Below are 20,593 nucleotides of genomic sequence, written 5' to 3'. Positions count from 1 at the left end.
GCCTCGCGCCACACGCGCGAAACACGCGACGCCTAGCCTGGCGTCATGCACTTTCCGCCGCTCGCGACCGCCGTCACTCTCGATCTGCCCGACTGGCTGAACGACGAACTCGCAGACGTTCCCGACGAGATCCCCGCCGTCGCCGATCGTGTCGCGCTCGTCAACCGCCTCGCCGACCGCAACTGGCGTGAAGGCGGGGGCGGGCCATTCGCCGCCCTCGTCGCCGAACGCGCGACAGGACGCATCGTCTCCGTCGGCGTCAACGTGGTGCTCGCGTCGAACATCTCCCTCGGGCACGCGGAGGTGACCGCGATCGGCACGGCGCAGGCGCGCCTCGGCACGTGGGACCTCGGCGGGGCCGGCTTGCCCGAACACGAGCTCGTCGTCAATTGGCGCCCCTGCGTGCAGTGCTACGGGGCGGCGATGTGGTCAGGAATCACCTCGCTCGTCCTCGCTGGTCACGGCTCCGAATGCGAAGATCTCACCACCTTCGACGAGGGGCCGATGATCGACACCTGGGTCGAAGCCTTCGAGCAGCGTGGAATCTCCGTCACACTCGACGTCGCCAAACCCGAGGCCGTACGGGTCTTCGAGGCCTACCGCGACGCGGTCGCCGCGGGCGGCGCGGTCGTCTACAACGCGCGACAGGCCTGAGGGCCCGGTTTCGTACGGCGCGGGATACGGGGTCCGCTCCCGAGTGCGGATCCGCCCCTTGGGTGCCGTGGATGGGCTGATCCGCACTCGGGACGGTTCCGCGAAGGCGCGATGACACTCGGGCGGCTTCGTGGGGCGTGGTCGCGCTCGCGGGCGGCGATGTTGTTTGCACCGCGCGACAGGCCAGACGGTCTCGTTCCGCACGTCGAGGGGAGGGGGCCGTTCCCGAGTGCGGGACCGCCCCTTACGTGTCATGGATGGGCTGAACGGCACTCGGGTGGATCCTTGAGGGCGCGTCCGCGCTCGCGGGGTGGCGCCGTCGTCCATACGGCGCGGTAGGTCTGAGGAGTGCGCTTTGCGTAGGGAGGGCGCCCGTTGTCGAGTGCGGATCCGCCCCTTGGGCGTCGTGGATGGGCTGAACGGCACTCGGGTGGATCCATTGGGGGCGCGATGGCACTCGGTGGCTCCGCGAAGGCGCGATGGCACTCGGGCGGGCCCTTGAGGGCGCGTCGGCGTTCGCGGGGTGGCGCCGTCGTCCATACGGCGCGGTAGGTCTGAGGAGCGCGCTTTGCGCAGAGAGGGCGCCCGTTCTCGAGTGCAGATCCGCCGTTTGGGTGCCGTGGATGGGCTGATCCGCACTCGGGACGGTTCCGCGAGGGCGCGATGGCACTCCGGTGGCTCCTGTGGGGGCGACCCGCACTCAGGTGGCTCCGCGGAGGGCGCGACGGCACTCGGGAGGATCTTGGCGTGGCGCCGTCTTCCACAGCGGGCGACAGGCCTGACGGTCTCGTTTCGCACGTCGAAGGGTGCGCGGCTGTTGTCGAGTGCGGATCTGCCTTTTGGTCGTCGTGGAGGGGCGGATCCGCACTCGGGAGTATCCGCGGGGGCGCGACGGCACTCGGGAGGGCCCTTGAGGGCGCGTCCGCGCTCGCGGGGTGGCGCCGTCGTCCATACGGCGCGGTAGGTCTGAGGAGCGCGCATTGCGTAGGGAGGGCGCCCGTTGTCGAGTGCGGATCCGCCCCTTGGGTGCCGTGGAGGGGCCGATCCGCACTCGGGAAGCTCCGCGGGGGCGCGATGGCACTCGGGAAGCCCCGGCGGGGCGCGAACGCACTCGGGGCGACGCGCCGGAGGATCAGCGCTCGGGAAAGGCGCGCTCCAGCTCGGCGAGCCATGCGCGCGCGTTGCCGTCGCTTGGCGCGCGCCAATCGCCGCGCGGCGACAGGGATCCGATGTGCGACACCTTCGGGCCGTTGGGCACCGCCGAGCGCTTGAACTGCGCGAAGCCGAAGAAGCGCTTCAGGAACACCCGCAGCCAGCGCACGACCGTCTCGAGGTCGTACTCGGGACGCTCGCCCTCGGGGAATCCCGCGGGCCACTCGCCGCGGCCGGCGTCTTCCCACGCATGCGCCGCGAGGAATGCGATCCGTGAGGGGCGGGATCCGTGGCGCAGCACGTGCGCGAGCGTGAAGTCGTGCAGAGCGTACGGCCCGATCGTGTCCTCGGTCGACTGCACCTTGCCGTCTTCGCCCGCGGGCACCAGCTCGGGCGAGATCTCTGTCTCGAGAACGGCCTGCAGCACGCGGGCTTCGTCCGAGCTCACACCCTGCGCCGCGCCTTCGGCGACGACCCAGCGGATGAGGTGCTGGATGAGCGTCTTCGGGACGCCGCTGTTGACGGCGTAGTGGCTCATCTGATCCCCGACGCCGTAGGTGGCCCAGCCGAGGGCGAACTCCGAGAGGTCGCCCGTGCCGACGACGATGCCGCCGTGGTGATTCGCGAGGCGGAAGAGGTAGTCCGTGCGCAGGCCCGCCTGCACGTTCTCGAAGGTCACGTCGTACGCGGGCTCGCCGTCGGCGAACGGGTGCCCCATCTGCGTCAGCATCTCGGTTGCTGCTGGCCGGATGTCGACCGTCTCGATGGTGGCGCCGACCGACTCGGCGAGGGCGATCGCGTTCGACTTCGTGCGGTCGCTCGTCGCGAACCCGGGCATCGTGTACGCGAGGATCTCGCTGCGCGGGCGATCCATGAGGTCCATCGCGCGCGCGATGACGAGCAGGGCATGCGTCGAGTCGAGGCCGCCGCTGACGCCGATGACGGGCTTGGGGGATCCGATCGCCGTCATGCGCTGCACGAGCCCGGCGACCTGGATGCTGAACGCCTCGTAGCAGTCCTGCGCGAGTCGTGCGGGGTCGTCGGGCACGAACGGGAAGCGATCCACGTGGCGACGCAGCCCCACATCACCCTTCGGCGGACGCAGCTCGAACGGGATGCGGCGGAACTGTGTGGCCTGCGCGTGCGCGCGGCGGTTGTCGTCGAAGGTGCCCTGGCGGATCCGGTCCTGCCGCAGGCGGTCGAGGTCGACGTCGGCGATCGAGGCCGTCGCCTCCCGAGGGAAGCGCTCAGTCTCGGCGAGGAGCGAACCGCCCTCGTAGATCATCGTCTGGCCGTCCCACGACAGGTCGTTCGTCGACTCGCCGAGGCCGGCGGCCGCGTACGCGTAGGCGGCGAGGCAGCGTGCCGAGGCCGACTGCGCGAGCAGTTTCCGGTCGTCGGCGCGGGCGACCGTGATGGGGCTTCCTGAGAGGTTGAGGAGCACGGTCGCGCCCGCGAGGGCCGCAAGCGACGACGGCGGCACGGGCACCCACATGTCCTCGCACACCTCGGCGTGCACGACGAGTCCGGGGACGTCGGATGCTTCAAAGAGAAGGTCAGGCCCGAACGGCACGTCGCGACCGGAGAGCCGGATCGTGCCTCGCTGATCGTCGCCCGGCGCGTACCAGCGGCGCTCGTAGAACTCGCGGTAGGTGGGCAGATGAGACTTCGGTGCGACGCCGAGGATCTCGCCACGGTGGATCGCAACTGCGCAGTTGAAGAGGCGACCGCCGTGTCGCAGCGGAGCGCCGACGACGATCATCGGCATGATCCACACCGACTGATCTCGGATCTCTTCGATCGCCGCACGCACGCCGTCGAGAACGACGTCCTGCAGGACGAGGTCGTCGATCGCGTAGCCGGAGAGACACAGCTCGGGGAAGACCGCGACGGCGACCGCATCGTCATCGAGTGAGTGTGCTGCGTCGAGCACGTGCCGCGCGTTGGTTTCGGGGTCGGCGACGGAGATGGGGACGTGGCAGGCGGCGACGCGCGCGAAGCCGTGGCGATAGGCGCTGCGGAAATCGAACTCGGTCACGACGCCCAGTCTCGCACCTCTTCGACGCCTCCACGGCGCGATGCGACCGCAACGGATCCGTCGGGGAGGGAAGCGGCAACTCGTCTGTCAGGGGTCCGATCTACGGTTGAGGTCATGCGCATCACCCGCGACGATCACCGGCTCATCTGGAGCGCGAGCGACCTCAAGGCCGCCGCCGAGTGCGAGTTCGCGTGGCTGCGCCGCATCGACGCGAAGCTCGGCCGGTGCGAGCCGGTAGACGACCCCGACGACGCGATGCTCGAACGGGCGGCACAGATGGGAGACGCGCACGAGGCGCGCGTGCTGTCGGAGTACCGCGCGCAGCACGGCGATGCCGTCGTGGAGATCGCGCGGGTCTCGTCCGCCGATGCCGATGGGCTGGCCGAGGCAGTGCGCGAGACGATCGCGGCGCTGAAGGATCCGATGGCCCAGGTTGTCTTCCAGGGAGCGTTCTCGTCGGGCGACTTCGTCGGATTCGCCGACTTCCTCATCCGCGACGCCGCCGGCGGGTGGCGCGTGCAGGACACGAAGCTTGCCCGTACGGCCCGTTCGACCGCCCTGATGCAGCTCGCGGCATACGTCGATCAGCTCGATCGTGGGGGCGTCGCGCGATCCGACGAGGTCGACCTCCTGCTCGGTGACGGCTCGACGTCCACCCACGACGTGCGCGATCTCCTGCCGCTTTTCGAGGTGCATCGAGAGCGGCTGCGGGCGCTCGTCGCCGACCGGCGCGTCGAGACGGGGGCGGCGACGGAGGCGATCGCCTGGGGCGACGCACGCGGGGGGCTCGGCGTGCGTTCCTGCGGGCGATGCGTCGTGTGCGAGCTCGAAGTGCAGGCGCACCGAGATGTCCTGCTCGTGGCCGGTATGCGGCCGACGCAGCGCGACCGACTTCGTGCGGGTGGCATCGAGACGATCGACCAGCTCGCCGAGGCCCGCGAGAAGCCTGCCCGGCTGAGCGACGACGTCTTCGAGGCGCTGCGTACGCAGGCGCGGCTGCAGGTCGAGACCGAGCGCGAGGGCGGGGCGGCCCCGCTGTACGAGGTCGTGAACCCGGCCGCACTCAGTGCGATGCCGCGCCCCGACCACGGCGACATCTTCTTCGATTTCGAGGGCGATCCGCTGTTCAGCGAGCGGGGCAGCGACGGACGGACGAGCTGGGGCATCGACTACCTCTTCGGATGGGTCGATCTGCGCGAGCAGTACACGCCGATCTGGGCGCACGACCTTGCCGCCGAGCGCCGCGCCCTCGAGCGGTTCTGCGATTTTGTCGCGGCCCGTCGGCGCGCGCATCCGCAGATGCACATCTACCACTACGCGCCGTACGAGCCGTCGCACCTCGCGGCGATGGCGGCGCGGCACGGTGTCCGCGAGGCCGAGGTCGATCGCATGCTGCGGGACGAGTTGTTCGTCGACCTCTATCCCATCGTCAAGCACGCGCTGCGCGTCGGGTCTCGCTCGTACTCGATCAAGAAGCTCGAACCGCTCTACATGGGCGGCGACGTGCGCACACAGGACGTCCAGAAGGGCGACGACTCGATCGTGCGGTACGTCGAGGCGCGTGGCCTGCTCGAGGCCGGGCGTCCCTCCGAAGCGCAGGCGATCCTCGAGGATCTCGCCGACTACAACCGCTACGACTGCGTGTCGACGCGCCGACTGCGCGACTGGCTCGTCGAACGCGCCCGCGAGGCGCGCGTGCTGCCTGCCGCCCCCGACGACCGGCTGAGCGATGTGTACGAGCCCTCGCCGCGTGCCACCGCGCTCACGGCGCGCGCGGACGAACTCGCCGACGCACGCGGCGAGGGGGAGCCCGTGTCGAATGACGAACAGGCGCTCCGTCTCGCGGCCGCGGCGATCGACTACTACCCGCGCGAGGCGCGCTCGTTCTGGCAGAACCATTTCGAACGGCTGCGCGAGCCCGTCTCTCTGTGGGGAGAGACGAAGGACGTCGTCGTGGTCGACATCCGCCGCTCCGAGCTCGTCGACGACTGGCACATTCCCGACGGATCCCGCGCCGAGCGCCGCCGCGTCGAGCTGCGCGGCGATCTCGCTCCGGGCACGAGGCTCGGCGTCGGCTCGTCGCCCTATGCGCTGTACCCCGCCCCCGCGCCGTTCCCGAACGAGGCGTCGCAGCGATGGATCCACGTGCCCCGCGAGGTCACGGTCGTCGAGGTGCTCGACGACGGGGTGGTCGTCGACGAATACGCCGTCGACGGTCAGACCTGGCGAGAGCTGCCCGTGGCACTCACACCGCCGTCGCCGCCGCGCGCCGGCGCCCAGCAGGGCGCAATCGACGAGTGGGCAGACACACTCCTCAAGGGCGAGAACCACGTCGGATCGGCCGATGGCGCGTTCCCGATCGATGCCGCGACCGACATCCTCCGCACGCTGCGCGCCGATCACCACTCGGGGCGCGTCGTGTCATCCGCGATCGGCAGCGACATCGACGCGATCGTGTTCTCGCTGCTGAGCGTTCCCACCTACCTGGCCGTGCAGGGACCCCCGGGCACGGGGAAGACCTACGTCGGCTCCCACGTCATCGCGCGGCTCGTGAACGACCATGGGTGGAAGGTCGGCGTCGTCGCACAGTCTCACGCCGTCGTCGAGAACATGCTCGATCGCGTCGTGGCGGCGGGTGTTCCGGCGGCGCACGTCGGCAAGACGCTCAAGGGAGGCGCCCGCGCCGACGGGCAGTCGTTCACGGTCCTGCCCCGGGGTGGGCTCGCCGCATATCAGCGAGGGCGCTCGAAGGGATACGTCGTCGGCGGAACGGCGTGGGACTTCGCGAACGTCACGCGCGTCGACCGCCGCGGACTCGACCTGCTCGTCGTCGACGAGGCGGGGCAGTTCTCCCTCGCCTCGACGATCGCCGTGTCGATGGCCGCGCGCCGGCTGCTGCTTCTCGGCGACCCGCAGCAGCTTCCGCAGGTCAGCCAGGGAACCCACACGGCCCCCGTCGACACGTCGGCTCTCGGCTGGCTCATGCGCGGATCCGCCGTGCTTCCCGACGGGCACGGGTATTTCCTGGCGCAGACGTGGCGCCTGCACCCCGAGGTCGCCCGCCCCGTCTCCGAACTCTCCTACAGCGGTCGTCTGCGCGCGCGGTCGGGCGCCGAGCTGCGGTCGATCGAGGGTGTCGAGCCCGGGGTCCACCCCGTGCCGATCTCGCACCGTGGCAACGCGACTGCGTCGCCGGAAGAGGCCGAGGCCGTCCTGCAGATCGTGCAGGAGACCATCGGGCGGGCCTTCGTCGACATCGACATCGACGACGAACAGGCCGCATCGCCGCGCGCGCCGCGCGCACTCACGCAGAGTGATGTGATCGTCGTCGCGCCTTACAACGCACAGCAGCAGCTCGTCGAACAGACCCTCGCGCAGGGCGGCTTCCCCCATGTGCGCGTCGGCACGGTCGACAAGTTCCAGGGGCAGGAGGCGGCGGTCGCGATCCTCACCCTCGCCGCCTCCTCCGGCCGCGACGCCCCACGGGGCCCCGAGTTCCTGTTGCTACAGAACCGCCTCAACGTCGGCATCAGCCGCGCGAAGGTCGCCGCTCACGTGGTCTACAGTCCCGCGCTGCTCGACGATCTGCCGTTCCACGCCGATTCGGTCGCCCGACTCAGCGCATTCGCGCGACTCGTCGACCGGGGCTGAGCTCGACCGGGGCTGAGCGCGTCGCCCCGCTGGGGGCGTCAGGAAGGGACGACCATGACGGGGCCGCGAGCGTGGTGCAGAACGCTGCGAGAGACGGATCCGAGCAGCGCGCTACGAATCGCGCCGCGCCCACGCGTGCCCATCACGGTCAACTCGTTCAGGCCCGTGCGGGCGGCGATCACGTCCTTCGGATTTCCGATGTACGCGGACGCCGTCGTCTCGAGCCCAGGGAATTCCTTCGCGGTCTCCTCGGCCCACGACTCGAGCTCCCGCTCGAGCTCCCGCGTCCGATCCGCGACCATCTGATCGTTCAGTCCCGCGTCCGGATACCAGTAGAGCCATTCCTCGCTCGACGGCAGGACCGTGATGACCTCGAGCGGGACCTTCCGCGCATGTGCGATGCGGGCGGCCTCGACGAGGACGACGCGGCTCCGCTCGGATCCGTCGACAGCCACGGCAACAGCATTCGCGCGCTCATCCGACTCGTGCGGCTCGCCGATGACGATGGTCGGGCAGTGCGCGCGCACGGGCATCGCGTTGGCCACGGATCCGACGACCTGGCCGACGAGCCCGCCGCGACCGCGCGCGCCGAGGACGACTACCTGCGCGCCGACGCTGAGGTCTTCGAGCACGCTCGTGGCATGGCCCGGCACGGTGCGATAGTCGATCTGTCGGGCGGATCCTGCCAGGCGCGTACGCGCCTCGGAAAGGATGCTCTCAGCCGTGCGTTCGGCCGTGATGTCGTCGGGGTGGGCGGGGACCGCGGCGAGCGTCGTGTAGAGCTTCACCGGGATGGTGTACGCCGTGACGACGGTGAGGACCGTGCCTCGGCGAGCAGCCTCCTCCGCGGCGTAGTCGAGCGCGAGATCCGCGTGCTCGGAGCCGTCGTATCCGACCAGGACACCCAGGTCGCGCTCCGGCGAGTCGAACGGGAGCGGGTCGGTTGCCCCGCGGGGTGCGTCATTCATCACATGCCTCTCGATGGGTCGACCAGACGTCAACGAAGGGCACGCTCTCGCAGAGACGTCTCCCCCCGTCGCGTGCAGTCTAGACCCGCCGCGTATACGGCGGGAGGGGGAGTCACCGGTTGTGTGAGAGGTGTCAGTCGGCCGTGCCGTAGAGGCGGTCGCCGGCGTCGCCGAGGCCGGGGACGATGTAGCCCTTCTCGTTGAGACCCTCGTCCATCGCGCCGAGCACGAGGTTGACGTCGCGGTCGCCGACGAGACTGTCGATCGCGCGCACGCCCTCCGGGGTGCCCAGGAGGCACACGGCCGTCACGTCGGTCGCGCCGCGGTCGAAGAGGAACTTGATCGCGGCCGCGAGCGAACCGCCCGTCGCGAGCATCGGATCCAGCACGAAGCACTGCCGTCCCGCCAGATCGTCAGGAAGGCGCTCGGCGTAGGTCGTCGGCTTCAGTGTGCGCTCGTCGCGCACGATTCCGAGGAATCCCACCTCCGCCGTCGGGATGAGCTTCGTCATGCCCTCGAGCATGCCGAGCCCCGCGCGCAGAATCGGCACGACGAGGGGCTTCGGATCGGCGATCTTCACGCCGATCGTCGTCGTCACGGGAGTGTTGATCTCACAGTCCTGCACGCGCACGTTCCGCGTTGCCTCGTAGGCGAGGAGGGTCATGAGCTCTTCCGTCAGCTGACGGAACACGGGCGACGGGGTGGACTTGTCACGAAGGACGGTCAGCTTGTGGGTGATGAGCGGGTGGTCGGCAATGTGCACGCGCATGAACCACACGTTACTGGGCGCACCTGGCGGAATTCCGCAGGCGTCGCGCGTTACTCGGAGGTCCTCAGCCGTTTACCGCGCAGACGGGTGCGTCAGGCGCGCACAGGGGAGAGAATGTCTACACGTGCCGGAGACCCCCGTCACGTACACGAAAGGAGAACCCCATGAAGGCTCTGCAGTACGTTGCGATCGGCCAGCCGCCCGAGATCCGAGAGGTGCCGACGCCCGAGCCCGGCCCCGGGCAGGTGCGACTCAAGGTCACCGCGGCAGGCGCCTGTCACTCCGACTCGTTCGTCATGGGGCTGCCGGAGGACGCCTACACCGATGGCATGGGGTATCCGCTTCCCATGACCCTCGGCCACGAGGGCGCCGGCATCGTTGACGCGCTCGGCGAAGGCGTCACCGAGGTCGCCGTCGGCGACGCCGTCGCCGTCTACGGACCCTGGGGCTGCGGGGGCTGCTACCAGTGCGCTCAGGGCAAGGAGAACTACTGCGAGCGCGCCGCCGAGCTCGGAATCACACCTCCCGGTCTCGGCCACGACGGATCCATGGCCGAGTACATGATCGTCGACTCGCCGCGCTTCCTCGTCCCGCTGGGCGACCTCGACCCCGTCGACAACGTCGCCCTGACTGACGCAGGACTCACGCCGTACCACGCGATCAAGGGGTCCCTCCAGAAGCTCGGTCCCGGCTCGACGGCTGTCGTCATCGGCACCGGTGGGCTCGGGCACGTGGCGATCCAGATCCTCCGGGCGCTCACTCCCGCCACGGTGATCGCCCTCGACGTCAACGACGACAAGCTCGCCCTCGCGAAGGACGTCGGCGCGCATCACGCCTTCCTCTCGAACGACGACGCCGCCGATGAGATCGCGAAGGCGACGGGCAAGGCGACCGTCACGGCGATCTTCGACTTCGTTGCGATCCAGCCGACCGTCGACCTCGGATCGAAGCTCAGCGGCGTCGAGACCGACCTTGTGCTCGTCGGCGTCGGGGCGACGAAGGCCGATGTCGGGATGCTCGCGCGTCCGTACGACGCGACGATCCGTTCGCCGTACTGGGGGTCGCGCGCCGAGCTCATGGAGGTGTTCGACCTGGCCCGCGGCGGCCTGATCGATGTCGAAACCGAGCGCTTCGCGCTCGAAGACGCCCCCGAGGCGTATCGCCGGCTGCACGAGGGCACCCTGCGCGGTCGCGCGGTCATCACGCCGTAACCTCGAGGGCATGACACCTGACCCCGCCGACGTCGACGCCATGCGGCTCGCGCTCGCGCTCGCCGCAGACGCCGGCGCGGCGGGGGAGGTACCCGTCGGCGCCGTCGTGCTCGACGGTGCCGGCGCGCTCATCGGTCGCGGTCGGAACCGCCGCGAGCAGACGCACGACCCGAGCGCCCATGCGGAGGTACTCGCGATGCGCGAAGCTGCTGCGCGCATCGGATCCTGGAACCTCGACGGGTGCACGCTCGTCGTGACGCTCGAACCCTGCGTCATGTGCGCGGGTGCGTTGCTGCAGGCCCGCGTCTCGCGGCTTGTCTTCGGGGCGTGGGACGACAAGGCCGGCGCCGCAGGATCTGTCTACGACGTCGTGCGCGATCGCCGGCTGCCCGTGCGCGCCGAGGTGATCGGCGGCGTCCTCGAGCACGAGGCCCGCGCCCCGCTGGAGGAGTTCTTCCGCGCGCGACGGTGAGTGCGCTCAGCGCAGCTGCGGCAGGACCTCCTCGCCCACGAAGGCCACGTGGTCGAGGTCGGTCATGTCGATCATCTGGAAGTAGAGCCGGTTCGCGCCCTGCTCGAGGAGTCGGCCCGCCCGGTCGACGATCTCGGCCGCGGATCCGCAGAAGGTGTGGTCGCGGCGGAACTCGTCGACGTCGACGCCCGTCGCGGCTGCGCGGCGCGCGACGTCCTGCTCGGTCTCGCCCGCGAGCGTTGTGAGGGCGACCGTCGTCTTCAGGGTCTCGGGGTCGCGGCCGATGTCTTCGCATGCGGCGCGCGCCCGCGCCCAGCGATCGACGACGACGTCCTCGGGCTGGAAGGGGATGTTGAACTCGGTCGCGAAGCGCGCGGCGAGTGACGGCGTGCGCTTGAGGCCGGCACCGCCGACGATGACGGGAGGTGCCTCCTGCGCGGGTTTCGGCAGCGCCGGGGAGTCGACGAGCTGGTAGTGCTCGCCGTCGAACGAGTACGTCGCGTGCTCCGGTGTGCCCCAGAGGCCCTGCACGATCTCGAGCTGCTCCTCGAGCAGATCGAATCGCTTGCGGGGGAAGGGGATCCCGTACGCGGCGTGCTCCGCCTCGAACCAGCCGGTTCCGAGCCCCAGCTCGACGCGGCCGCCCGACATCTGGTCGACCTGCGCGACCTGGATCGCGAGGATCCCCGGGGTGCGGTAGGTCACGGACGACACGAGCGTGCCGAGGCGCAGGGTGCGCGTCTCGCGGGCGAGACCGGCGAGCGTCGTCCACGCGTCGGTCGGGCCGGGCTCTCCCGTGAAGAAGTCGCCCATCTTGAGATAGTGATCCGAGCGGAAGAAGCCGTCGAAACCGCTGCGCTCGGCCTGCTGGGCGAACGCGAGCTGGGTGTCGTAGGAGGCCCCCTGCTGGGGCTCGGTGAAGACGCAGAACTCAGGAGTGGCCATGCGTCAATACTGGCATCCGCGCTTCCGCGCCGACGCGCATCAGTCGATCGAGCGGACCACGAATGCCTCGGTCGGCGGATCGGCCTGGTCGGGATCCGAATAGACGCGGGCCGAGAGGAACATCTCGTGCACCTTCGGCACCTCGTGACGCACGCGGCCCTCGACGACGTCGAGATCCCGTGCGATCGACGAGAGGGGCTTGTCGAGCGGGACCGTCACCTCGCCGGAGACGAGCAGCCGGTCCGGGGAGATCGGCACGACCATGATGCGCAGAGCCTTCTGCACTTCGGGGCCGCGCTCGATCGCTTCGATGACCTTCGGCACGTCGTCCTGGGCTGCGTGGTCGCTCACCTGTGCATCCATGCGCCCAGCGTATAGCGCACCCGGCTGTAGCGTGGAAGGCATGACTGAAGCCCTTCCCTCTGTCGCGTTCATCGGTGCCGGTTCGATGGGAGGCTCGATCCTCCGAGGCCTCGTCTCCAGCGGGATCCCCGTCGACGGCGGGATCCACGTCACGAACCGCACTGCCGCGAAGGCCGAGCCGCTTGCCGAGCTCGACGGCGTCACGAGCATCGCGCTTGAGAACACCCCCGACGGCAATGCGCAGGCGGCTGCCGCGGCGCGCGTGGTCCTCGTCGGCGTGAAGCCATACATGATCGCCGATCTGCTCGACGAGATCGGGCCGCACCTGCGCGACGACGCGATCGTCGTGAGCCTCGCGGCGGGCATCACCCTCGCTCAGTTCGAGGAGAAGCTCGGCTCGACCTCGGTGATCCGGTCGATGCCGAACACGCCCTCGACGGTCGGCAAGGGCGTGACGGGGCTCGCCGCGGGCACGCACGCCTCCGCCGAGGACATGGCGATCGTGAAGCGGCTCTTCGAGACGGTCGGGGACGCGGTGGAGGTCGACGGTGACGATGGGATCGACGCGATCTCGACGATCTCCGGATCCGGCCCGGCATACGTCTTCCTCTTCGTCGAGAAGCTGATCGAGGCCGCGAAGCACCAGGGCTTCGACGACGAGCGTGCCCGCCTCATCGCCGAGAAGACCTTCATCGGTGCGACGGCGTTCCTCGAGGCTTCGGGCCAGCACCCGGCCGAGCTGCGTCGCGGCGTGACGAGCCCGAAGGGCACGACGCACGAGGCCGTCGAGACGTTCCAGGCCGCCGATCTCGATGCCCTGTTCAAGAAGGCGACCGACGCGGCGTATGCGCGCGCGAAGGAGCTCGCCGCCGAGGGGTGAGCAGCCCCGCGGGCCGGACTTGCGCCGTGACGGAATTGGCGTACTGTCGTCGTTCGTGACTCGAACAGCGTCCGCGTCGGTACGGCGCGGCTTCGCTCCCGCCCAGGCAATCGTCCTGGGGTTCGGAGCAGTCCTCGTCGTCGGCACCCTCCTGCTCTGGCTGCCGATCTCAGCTGTCCCCGGCAACCGCACGAGCTTCATCGACGCGCTTTTCACCGCGACATCGGCGCTGTGCGTGACGGGCCTCGTCGTCGTCGACACGGCGAGCCACTGGAGCGGTTTCGGCCTCGCGGTGATCCTCGTGCTCATCCAGCTCGGTGGACTCGGGATCATGGTCTTCGCCGCGCTCGTCGGCATCGTGCTGGCCCGCAAGCTGTCCGTGCGTGCACGAATGAACGCCGTGACGGAGTCGAAGACGCTCGGCGCCCCGAACGTGCGCCGCATCGTCGCCGGCATCTTCTTCACATCGATCATCATTGAGGCCGTCGTCGCCGCGATCCTCCTCGGCCGGTTCCTCCTCGGCTATCGCGGCGACTACGGTCTCGGCGAGGCGGTGTGGATGTCGGTTTTCCACTCGATCTCGGCGTTCAACAACGCCGGATTCGCGCTGCAGAGCGACAGCATGATGGGCTTCGCGGCGGATCCGTGGATCCTGCTGCCGATGTGCGCCGCGATCATCGTCGGCGGCGTCGGCTTCCCCGTGCTGCGGGAGCTGCGGCGCGAGTTCCGTCAGCCCCTGCACTGGTCCATGAATACCCGCATCGTGCTCGCCGCGACCATCGTCCTGCTCGTCGGATCGACGCTCGTCATCACGGCCATGGAGTGGACGAATCCCCAGACGCTCGGCGGAGAGGATCCCTGGACGCGCGTGCTCGGCGGCTTCTTCCACGCCGTGCAGACGCGCACGGCGGGCTTCAACTCGGTCGATGTCGGTCAGATGCACGACGAGACGTGGCTCGTGACCGACATCCTCATGTTCATCGGAGGCGGCCCCGCGGGAACCGCCGGCGGCATCAAGGTGACGACCTTCGCCGTGCTGCTGTTCATCCTCTGGACCGAGCTGCGCGGAGGCACGGCCGTGAACATCTTCGGCAAGCGCCTCTCGCGCAGCGTGCACCGCCAGGCGATCTCGGTCGTTCTCGTCGCGATCGCGGGCATCGTCTTCGTGACGCTCGTGATCCTTGCGATGACGGATCTCGACCTCGACAGGGTGCTGTTCGAAGCGATCTCGGCGTTCGGCACCGTCGGACTGTCGACGGGCATTACGGCGGATCTGCCTGATCCAGCGCGCGTGCTGATGTCGATCCTCATGTTCCTGGGCCGGCTCGGCCCTCTCACTCTCGGATCCGCGCTCGCCCTCCGCGAGCGGAAGACAGCGTACGAACTTCCCAAGGAGCGCCCGGCCATTGGCTGAGGGGCGCGGAGAGGATCACATCATGGGTTCGTTTCTCTCGTTCGGAGAGACCTCGAAACGCATCGCGGAGGCCGACTCGGTCGTCGTCATCGGCCTCGGCCGATTCGGCGCTGCGGTCGCCCTCGAGCTGATGGCGTCGGGAACGGAGGTGCTCGGGATCGACGCCGACGAGGATCGTGTGCAGGAGCTCAACGGCCGGCTCACGCAGGTCGTGCGCGCCGATGCGACGAAGGAGGAGGTGCTGCGTCAGCTCGCGGTGCATGAGTTCGACCGTGCGATCATCGCGATCAGCGGAGACCTCAAGGTATCGATCCTCGCGGCGTCGCTGCTGCTCCAGCTGGACGGCCCCGTCGTGTGGGCGAAGGCCACAGACGATCAGCACGGCCGGATCCTCGAACAGCTTGGCGTGCAGCACGTCATCTACCCCGAGCACGACATGGGGCGCCGTGTCGCGCACCTCCTGCGCGGCGCTGCGAAGGACTACCTCGAGGTCGACGAGGGCTTCGCCATCGTCAAGGTGTCGCCGCCGGCGGAGCTCGACGGCGTCCCGCTCGGTCAGACGCGGCTGCGCGAGCGTCGCGGTGTCACGATCGCGGCGCGCAAGGCCGTTGGCGGGGAATGGAAGCCGGCCGATGCCGAGACGATCCTTCGGCAGGACGACACGGTGCTCGTCTTCGGCCCGACCCGCAAAGTGGAGGCGTTCGCGCAGCTGCGCTGAGGCGCTACCGGTCGAGCGCGGCGAAGCGCTCGACGTCCTCGTTCGTGCCCGAGACGATGATGAGGTCGTGATTGGTGACGACCGTGTTCGCCTCGGCATAGTGGAAGGGCTTGGCGGGTGACTTCACGCCGACGACGGTCACGTGGTACTTGCTGCGCACGGCCGAGTCGGAGAGAGTGACGCCGCGGATGAACTTCGGCGGGAACATCTTCGCGAGCACGAAGTCGTCGTCGAAGCGGATGAAGTCGAGCATGCGCCCGCTCACGAGGTGGGCGACGCGCTCGCCGGCCTCGCGTTCGGGGTAGATGACGTGGTTCGCGCCGACGCGCGAGAGGATCTTGCCGTGCGACTGGCTCGTCGCCTTCGCCCAGATCTGCGGCACCTTGAGATCGACGAGGTTGGCCGTGATGAGCACGGACGCCTCGATCGAGGATCCGGTCGCGACGACGGCGACCTGGAAGTCCTGGGCGCCGATCTGCTTCAGCGCCTCCAGGTTGCGTGCGTCGGCCTGCACCGTGTGTGTCACGCGCTCCGACCACTTCTGCACGAGGCCGAGGTCTGCGTCGACCGCGAGCACGTCGCGGTCGAGACGGTCGAGCTCGCCAGCGCAGGCGGCGCCGTAGCGCCCGAGGCCGATGACGAGCACGGGGGAGTCGCTCCGGATCGGTTCAACCAACGATGGGCCTTTCGACGGGCAGTTCGTAGTGCTGCAACTGCGATGTCGCCGCGACGGCCGCGGCGAGTGTGACTGTACCAACGCGCCCCATGAAGATGGTCAGGGCCATGATGTACAGCGCGGGATCGGGCAGGTTCTCCGTGAGGCCCGTCGACAGGCCAACGGTGCCGAAGGCCGAGATGACATCGAAGAGCACCTCGGCGATCGGCTCGTGCGTGATCTGCGCGATCGCGATCGTCGCGACGGCGACGATCGTTGCTCCCCACGCGAGGACCGCGACGGCGACGCGCTGCACATCGGAGGGGATCCGTCGTCCGAAAGCCTGAACCTGGCGGCGCCCCTTCGCCTCAGACCAGACGGCGAGGGCGAGCACAGCGAGCGTCGTGACCTTGATGCCGCCGGCCGTTGACGCGGATCCGCCGCCGACGAACATGAGCATGGATCCGACGACCATGCCGGATCCGTAGAGTTCGCCGATGTCGATGATCGAGAAACCACCGGACCTGGTCATGACGGAGACGAAGAACGCTTGGAAGATCGTCTCGCCGGCACCCATGGATCCGAAGGTTCCGGGATTGTCGTATTCGAGCGAGAGCAGGACGCCCGCGCCGCCGAAGAGGAGCAGGATGCTCGTGACGACCGTGAGCTTCACGTGCAGCGACCAGGTTCTCGGGCGAAACAGCATGGCCTTGCGCGGATTCGTCAGGTGGCGCGAGAGCGCGAAGATGACGGGGAATCCGACGGATCCGATGAACACGCTGACCATGATCACCGTGAGGAAGTAGAAGTCGTCGGCGAAGAGCCCGATGCTGCCCTCGTTGAGCGTGAATCCGGTGTTCGTGAACGACATTGCGGCGTAGGTGATCGCGGCCCATGTGCCCTCGAGCCACCAGTCGTACTTCGCGAGTGTGGAGGGCAAGACGAGGAGTGCGACGGCGAGCTCGATGAGCAGCGTCGAGAGGGCGACCGTGCGCAGCAGCTGCCCGACCTCCCCGAGGCGAACCGCCTGTGATTCGCTGACGGCGCCGCCGTGAGCCCGGAGGGGGTTCGTGTCGCCCGCCGCGATGAGCTTCGCGCGCAGCCCCATGCGCTTCGACATGATGAGGCCAAGCATCGAGGCAAGCGTGAGCGCGCCCATTCCTCCGATGTTCACGCCGATGAACAGCACGATCTCGCCGAAGGCCGACCAGTGCGTCGTCATATCGACGCTCACGAGACCGGTGACGCAGATCATCGACATCGCCGTGAACACCGCATCGGAGAGCGGGGTGACCGTGTGATCCGCCGCTGAGATCGGCAGCGAGAGGATCGCCGTGAAGATCAGTACGAGGCTCGAGAACACGAGGATCGCGAATCGCGATGGCGAGTGGGTCGTGAACACGCGGAACCAGTGCCACACGCCGCGCGTGAGGCGGCCGAGCGACCTCGAACGCTGCGCGGCCTCGCTGCCTGGCATCACCGGGCGCCTCTCGTTCGCGGGCAGGACAGCGATCATCGTACCGCCGCGAGGGTGATCGTCGTGTCGAATATGCCCCGCATGCCATACGCTGTGGGCTATGGCCGACATCTTCGACGTGATCGCCGATGGCACCCGCCGCGAGATCCTGCAGCTTTTGCTGCGCCGAGAGCAGGAGACGCAGGACGGGACGAGCGTGTCGGAGATCGTCGGGGAGCTCAGCGTGAGCCAGCCGACCGTGTCGAAGCACCTCAAGGTTCTGCGCGAGGCGGGGCTCGTCTCGGTTCGCGAAGAGGGGCAGCATCGCTACTACCGGCTCGAGCAGCAGCCGCTCGAGGAGATCGATGACTGGCTCGTCCCGTTCTTCGTCGACGAGGGCGATCTGGCGGCGGAGGCCGCGCAGTCGATCTACGCGCCCCTGCCGCAGCCCGCGACGAAGTTCGCCGAGTCGCTCGGCCGGACGGCCGCGGTCGTGCAGACGGCGCTCAAGCGCCTCGGCGCCTGAGCGCCGGCATCACCGCCTCCCGGCCTTTCGCCGGAACAGCCATGCGCCCCACGCGGAGGCCGCGACGGCGATTCCTGCGCACCATGCAAGGGCCCAGGCGGGCGCGGATCCCGGATCCGTCCCGAGCAGGAACATCCGGATCGTTTCGACCACGGGTGTGACGGGCTGCACTTCGGCGACGATGTGCAGCCAGCCGGGCATCGTGTCGAGCGGGACGAAGCCGCTGGAGACGTACGGCAGGAAGAGCAGGATGAAGCCGTACCCGCTTGCGGCCTCGGCGGATCCCGCGGCGAGCCCGATCGCGGCGAACAGGTAGGTGATCGCGAAGATCCAGACGGCGATCATCGCGATCGCGCCGAGCCAGTCGACCGGTGACGCGTCGGGGCGGAAGCCGATCGCGAGGGCGACGAGGATCACGACGACCGTTGCGAACAGATTGCGCGCGAGGGACGCGACGACGTGCCCCGTCAGGACCGCCCCGGCGCGCAGCGGCATCGTGCGGATTCGGTCGATGATGCCGCCTGTCATGTCGCCCGCGACGAATGTGGCGGTCGTCGCGGCGCCGAATCCGGCGCACGTCAGTATCGTGCCGGGGACGACGTAGTCGACGTACCCGCCTGTCGGGTCGATCGCACCGCCAAACACGTACGTGAACATGAGCATGAGCATCACCGGCAGCACGATCGACATCAGGAGCGACTCGGCGTCGCGCAGGGAGTGGCGCAGGCTGCGGCCGATGAAGATGGCCTCGGCGGTGAGCCCGCCTAGACGGGGCCGCACGTCGGTGTGCGGTGCGATAGTCATGCGAGGTCCTCCTGGTGGGTGCGGTCAGTGAGTGAGAGGAAGACGTCGTCCAGGCTGGGGCGGCGCAGCACGACATCGCCGTCGAGTCCGGCCGCGTCGATCTCGTCGATCGCGCGGCGCAACGACGAGACGGATCCATCGGTCGGCAGCTCGCGCAGGAGAGTGCCGTCCCCTCCGCGCAGCTCGACGGACGTGCCGCCGACGCGCGCCTTGAGCTGTTCGGCGGTTCCCAGTGCAGCGATGCGGCCGTCGTGGAGCACGGCGATGCGGTCGGCGAGCCGGTCGGCCTCCTCGAGATACTGCGTCGTGAGGAACACGGTCGTGCCGGCGTCGGCGAGCGACACGATGATGCGCCAGAGCTCGCGTCGGCTGCGCGTGTCGAGACCGGTCGTCGGCTCGTCGAGGAAAAGCACCTGCGGCCTGACCACGACGCTCAGCGCGAGGTCGAGCCGGCGGCGCATCCCACCCGAGAAGGTTCCGACGCGCCCGTTCGCGGCGTCCGCGAGATCGAAGCGGTCGAGCAGTTCGTCGGCGCGCCCCGGTGCCTCGCGCCGCGAGAGCCCTGACAGGCGACCGAACAGCACGAGGTTCTCGCGGGCCGTGAGTACCTCGTCGACGGCGGCGGCCTGGCCCGTGAGGGCGATCCGCTGCGCGACCGCCACGGGGGAGCGGACGACGTCGTGGCCGGCGACATGTGCGGATCCGTCGTCGGGTCGCACGAGCGTCGTGAGGATGTTCACGAGGGTGGTCTTGCCGGCGCCGTTGGGGCCGAGCAAGGCAAAGATCTCGCCCGGTTCGACACTCAGGTCGACGCCGTCGAGCACGGTCTGGCGCCCGAAGCGCTTCTGCAGAGCGCGGGTCTCGATGGCGGGAGTCACGATCTGATCCTTCCGTATACGTAAAAAACTGTTTATGAAGATAACACACTGTTTATAACATACACATCGTAGAGTTGGGGCATGCAGGAAGACACCGAGCTCCCCCGTGGAATCGCCCTCGCCTGGGGTGTGGCGGCTGCCCCGCAACGCGGACCGAAGCGCGAGATGAGTGTCGAGCGCATCGTCGAAACGGCGGTCGCGCTCGCCGACGCCGAGGGCATCGGTGCTGTGTCCATGGCAGCCGTCGCGAAGAAGCTCGGCTACACGCCGATGTCGCTGTATCGCTATGTCACGGCGAAGGACGACCTGCTGCTTCTCATGCAGGAGGAGGCGACAGGTGAGCCGTCGCTGCGGTACCGCGACGAGGAGGGATGGCGTGCGAAGCTCCGCGTGCTGTTTCGCGAACAGGTGGCGATCTACCTGCGCCACCCGTGGATCCTCGCCCTGCCGATCTTGGGTTCGCCGGTCACTCCCAACAGCTCGCAGTGGATCGAGGCGGGCCTTGAGGCGATCGACGGTACGCCGCTCGATTTCGACGAGAAGCTCGCCGTGGTGCTCGCGATTACGGGGCAGGCGCGGTGGCAGGGGATGGTCTATGCAGGGTACGACCAGGCGGCGCGCGAATCGGGGCGCACGCCCGACGAGATCAGTGCCGACGAGCACGCGCTCTACGATCGCGTCATCGACAGTGACACGTACCCACGCCTGCGTGCCCTCATCGACGCCGGAGCGTTCCTCGCCGAGGCAGACCCATTTCTCTTCGGGCTTGAACGCACGCTGGACGGGATCGAAGCGTACGTTGAGGGGCGCGTCGCGCCTGAGCCGTCGGAGCACCGTGAAGTCGACGACGCCGACGTCGCGGATGACAGGCGATATCGCGCCGCAGTGCGCGCACGGACCACAGCGGAGAAGGAGGTGCGCCACGCCGAAAAGGCGCTGCGTCAGGCGCGCAGAGCCGAGGCGCAGGCGCTTCGCGAGGCGCGGGCATAGGCCGCTCGTGCGCCGGAAGCGAACGGTTGTCACTCTCACTGAGGTGCGC

18 protein-coding genes are annotated in these 20,593 nt (G+C 68.9%); 9 read left to right on the top strand and 9 right to left on the bottom strand.

Features of this window, described 5'->3' with window-relative positions; translation table 11 throughout:
• Positions 1–45: 45 nt before the first annotated feature.
• On the top strand, positions 46–654 hold the full coding sequence (locus C0012_RS13540) for a tRNA-specific adenosine deaminase (protein WP_111467126.1): 609 nt from the start codon (positions 46–48) through the stop codon (positions 652–654).
• A gap of 1,132 nt (positions 655–1,786) precedes the next feature.
• On the opposite strand, the gene C0012_RS13535 is transcribed toward C0012_RS13540, so the two are convergent.
• Positions 1,787–3,844 carry an NAD(+) synthase gene (locus C0012_RS13535; protein ID WP_111467125.1) on the bottom strand — a complete coding sequence of 686 codons (2,058 nt, stop codon included), beginning with the start codon at positions 3,842–3,844 and terminating at the stop codon, positions 1,787–1,789.
• Between the two features lie 114 nt (positions 3,845–3,958).
• Here C0012_RS13535 and C0012_RS13530 point away from each other — a divergent pair, with 114 nt between their 5' ends.
• Complete coding sequence (locus C0012_RS13530; RefSeq protein ID WP_111467124.1) at positions 3,959–7,495, top strand: TM0106 family RecB-like putative nuclease; 3,537 nt, start codon at positions 3,959–3,961, stop codon at positions 7,493–7,495.
• 38 nt (positions 7,496–7,533) lie between these two features.
• On the opposite strand, the gene C0012_RS13525 is transcribed toward C0012_RS13530, so the two are convergent.
• Positions 7,534–8,463, bottom strand: a complete 930-nt coding sequence (locus C0012_RS13525; RefSeq protein WP_111467123.1) for a universal stress protein — start codon at positions 8,461–8,463, stop codon at positions 7,534–7,536.
• Positions 8,464–8,596: 133 nt separating this feature from the next.
• Positions 8,597–9,232, bottom strand: coding sequence for a uracil phosphoribosyltransferase (gene upp / locus C0012_RS13520; protein ID WP_111467220.1), 636 nt, complete (start codon positions 9,230–9,232; stop codon positions 8,597–8,599).
• Between the two features lie 164 nt (positions 9,233–9,396).
• Between upp and C0012_RS13515 the strand changes: the two genes are divergently transcribed.
• Together C0012_RS13515 and C0012_RS13510 are read left to right on the top strand one after the other, a co-directional pair.
• The gene (locus C0012_RS13515; RefSeq protein WP_111467122.1) at positions 9,397–10,443 is read left to right on the top strand and encodes an NAD(P)-dependent alcohol dehydrogenase; all 1,047 of its coding nucleotides are present in this window, start codon (positions 9,397–9,399) and stop codon (positions 10,441–10,443) included.
• Between the two features lie 10 nt (positions 10,444–10,453).
• Complete coding sequence (locus C0012_RS13510) at positions 10,454–10,915, top strand: nucleoside deaminase (protein ID WP_111467121.1); 462 nt, start codon at positions 10,454–10,456, stop codon at positions 10,913–10,915.
• A 6-nt stretch (positions 10,916–10,921) separates the two neighbouring features.
• Here the strand turns inward: C0012_RS13510 and C0012_RS13505 are convergent, their stop codons facing one another.
• Positions 10,922–11,860 carry an LLM class F420-dependent oxidoreductase gene (locus C0012_RS13505; protein WP_111467120.1) on the bottom strand — a complete coding sequence of 313 codons (939 nt, stop codon included), beginning with the start codon at positions 11,858–11,860 and terminating at the stop codon, positions 10,922–10,924.
• A 39-nt stretch (positions 11,861–11,899) separates the two neighbouring features.
• A complete protein-coding gene (locus C0012_RS13500) occupies positions 11,900–12,223 on the bottom strand; it encodes a hypothetical protein (protein WP_111467119.1) in 324 nt (107 codons plus the stop codon).
• A 40-nt stretch (positions 12,224–12,263) separates the two neighbouring features.
• On the opposite strand from C0012_RS13500, the gene proC reads away from it, so the two are divergent.
• Genes proC through C0012_RS13485 form a run of 3 tightly spaced genes read left to right on the top strand, consistent with a single transcriptional unit; the run spans position 12,264 to position 15,235 of the window.
• Positions 12,264–13,103, top strand: a complete 840-nt coding sequence (gene proC, locus C0012_RS13495; RefSeq protein ID WP_111467118.1) for a pyrroline-5-carboxylate reductase — start codon at positions 12,264–12,266, stop codon at positions 13,101–13,103.
• A 55-nt stretch (positions 13,104–13,158) separates the two neighbouring features.
• Positions 13,159–14,517 (top strand): TrkH family potassium uptake protein, encoded by a 1,359-nt coding sequence (locus tag C0012_RS13490; protein WP_232527936.1) that lies wholly within the window; start codon positions 13,159–13,161, stop codon positions 14,515–14,517.
• 22 nt (positions 14,518–14,539) lie between these two features.
• Positions 14,540–15,235 (top strand): potassium channel family protein, encoded by a 696-nt coding sequence (locus C0012_RS13485; protein WP_198411148.1) that lies wholly within the window; start codon positions 14,540–14,542, stop codon positions 15,233–15,235.
• A 4-nt stretch (positions 15,236–15,239) separates the two neighbouring features.
• On the opposite strand, the gene C0012_RS13480 is transcribed toward C0012_RS13485, so the two are convergent.
• Positions 15,240–15,911, bottom strand: a complete 672-nt coding sequence (locus C0012_RS13480; RefSeq protein WP_111467116.1) for a potassium channel family protein — start codon at positions 15,909–15,911, stop codon at positions 15,240–15,242.
• Positions 15,904–17,367: a TrkH family potassium uptake protein gene (locus C0012_RS13475; RefSeq protein WP_111467218.1), complete on the bottom strand. Its 1,464-nt coding sequence runs from the start codon at positions 17,365–17,367 to the stop codon at positions 15,904–15,906. The genes C0012_RS13480 and C0012_RS13475 overlap by 8 nt, the downstream gene beginning before the upstream one ends.
• Before the next feature lie 100 nt (positions 17,368–17,467).
• Here C0012_RS13475 and C0012_RS13470 point away from each other — a divergent pair, with 100 nt between their 5' ends.
• Positions 17,468–17,872 carry an ArsR/SmtB family transcription factor gene (locus C0012_RS13470; RefSeq protein WP_111467115.1) on the top strand — a complete coding sequence of 135 codons (405 nt, stop codon included), beginning with the start codon at positions 17,468–17,470 and terminating at the stop codon, positions 17,870–17,872.
• 9 nt (positions 17,873–17,881) lie between these two features.
• On the opposite strand, the gene C0012_RS13465 is transcribed toward C0012_RS13470, so the two are convergent.
• Entirely contained in the window at positions 17,882–18,676 is a 795-nt protein-coding gene (locus tag C0012_RS13465) for an ABC transporter permease (protein ID WP_111467114.1), read from the bottom strand.
• On the bottom strand, positions 18,673–19,554 hold the full coding sequence (locus C0012_RS13460) for an ATP-binding cassette domain-containing protein (protein WP_332835692.1): 882 nt from the start codon (positions 19,552–19,554) through the stop codon (positions 18,673–18,675). The genes C0012_RS13465 and C0012_RS13460 overlap by 4 nt, the downstream gene beginning before the upstream one ends.
• A gap of 81 nt (positions 19,555–19,635) precedes the next feature.
• Between C0012_RS13460 and C0012_RS13455 the strand changes: the two genes are divergently transcribed.
• Positions 19,636–20,544, top strand: coding sequence for a TetR/AcrR family transcriptional regulator (locus C0012_RS13455; protein WP_111467216.1), 909 nt, complete (start codon positions 19,636–19,638; stop codon positions 20,542–20,544).
• Positions 20,545–20,593: the final 49 nt, after the last annotated feature.

Source organism: Microbacterium suaedae, assembly GCF_003254645.1.
GTDB classification, from domain to species: domain Bacteria; phylum Actinomycetota; class Actinomycetes; order Actinomycetales; family Microbacteriaceae; genus Microbacterium; species Microbacterium suaedae.
The sequence above is the reverse complement of the archived record's forward strand: the minus strand, read 5'-3'. Positions and strand labels throughout refer to the sequence as shown.

What these genes read in the sequence shown, in the direction of transcription:
- C0012_RS13540 (WP_111467126.1), top strand. Translation starts at nt 46, where the DNA reads ATGCACTTTCCGCCGCTCGCGACCGCCGTCACTCTCGATCTGCCCGAC.
- C0012_RS13530 (WP_111467124.1), top strand. Translation starts at nt 3,959, where the DNA reads ATGCGCATCACCCGCGACGATCACCGGCTCATCTGGAGCGCGAGCGAC.
- C0012_RS13525 (WP_111467123.1), bottom strand. Translation starts at nt 8,463, where the DNA reads ATGAATGACGCACCCCGCGGGGCAACCGACCCGCTCCCGTTCGACTCG.
- upp (WP_111467220.1), bottom strand. Translation starts at nt 9,232, where the DNA reads ATGCGCGTGCACATTGCCGACCACCCGCTCATCACCCACAAGCTGACC.
- C0012_RS13515 (WP_111467122.1), top strand. Translation starts at nt 9,397, where the DNA reads ATGAAGGCTCTGCAGTACGTTGCGATCGGCCAGCCGCCCGAGATCCGA.
- C0012_RS13510 (WP_111467121.1), top strand. Translation starts at nt 10,454, where the DNA reads ATGACACCTGACCCCGCCGACGTCGACGCCATGCGGCTCGCGCTCGCG.
- C0012_RS13505 (WP_111467120.1), bottom strand. Translation starts at nt 11,860, where the DNA reads ATGGCCACTCCTGAGTTCTGCGTCTTCACCGAGCCCCAGCAGGGGGCC.
- C0012_RS13500 (WP_111467119.1), bottom strand. Translation starts at nt 12,223, where the DNA reads ATGGATGCACAGGTGAGCGACCACGCAGCCCAGGACGACGTGCCGAAG.
- proC (WP_111467118.1), top strand. Translation starts at nt 12,264, where the DNA reads ATGACTGAAGCCCTTCCCTCTGTCGCGTTCATCGGTGCCGGTTCGATG.
- C0012_RS13485 (WP_198411148.1), top strand. Translation starts at nt 14,540, where the DNA reads ATGGGTTCGTTTCTCTCGTTCGGAGAGACCTCGAAACGCATCGCGGAG.
- C0012_RS13475 (WP_111467218.1), bottom strand. Translation starts at nt 17,367, where the DNA reads ATGCCAGGCAGCGAGGCCGCGCAGCGTTCGAGGTCGCTCGGCCGCCTC.
- C0012_RS13470 (WP_111467115.1), top strand. Translation starts at nt 17,468, where the DNA reads ATGGCCGACATCTTCGACGTGATCGCCGATGGCACCCGCCGCGAGATC.
- C0012_RS13465 (WP_111467114.1), bottom strand. Translation starts at nt 18,676, where the DNA reads ATGACTATCGCACCGCACACCGACGTGCGGCCCCGTCTAGGCGGGCTC.
- C0012_RS13455 (WP_111467216.1), top strand. Translation starts at nt 19,636, where the DNA reads ATGCAGGAAGACACCGAGCTCCCCCGTGGAATCGCCCTCGCCTGGGGT.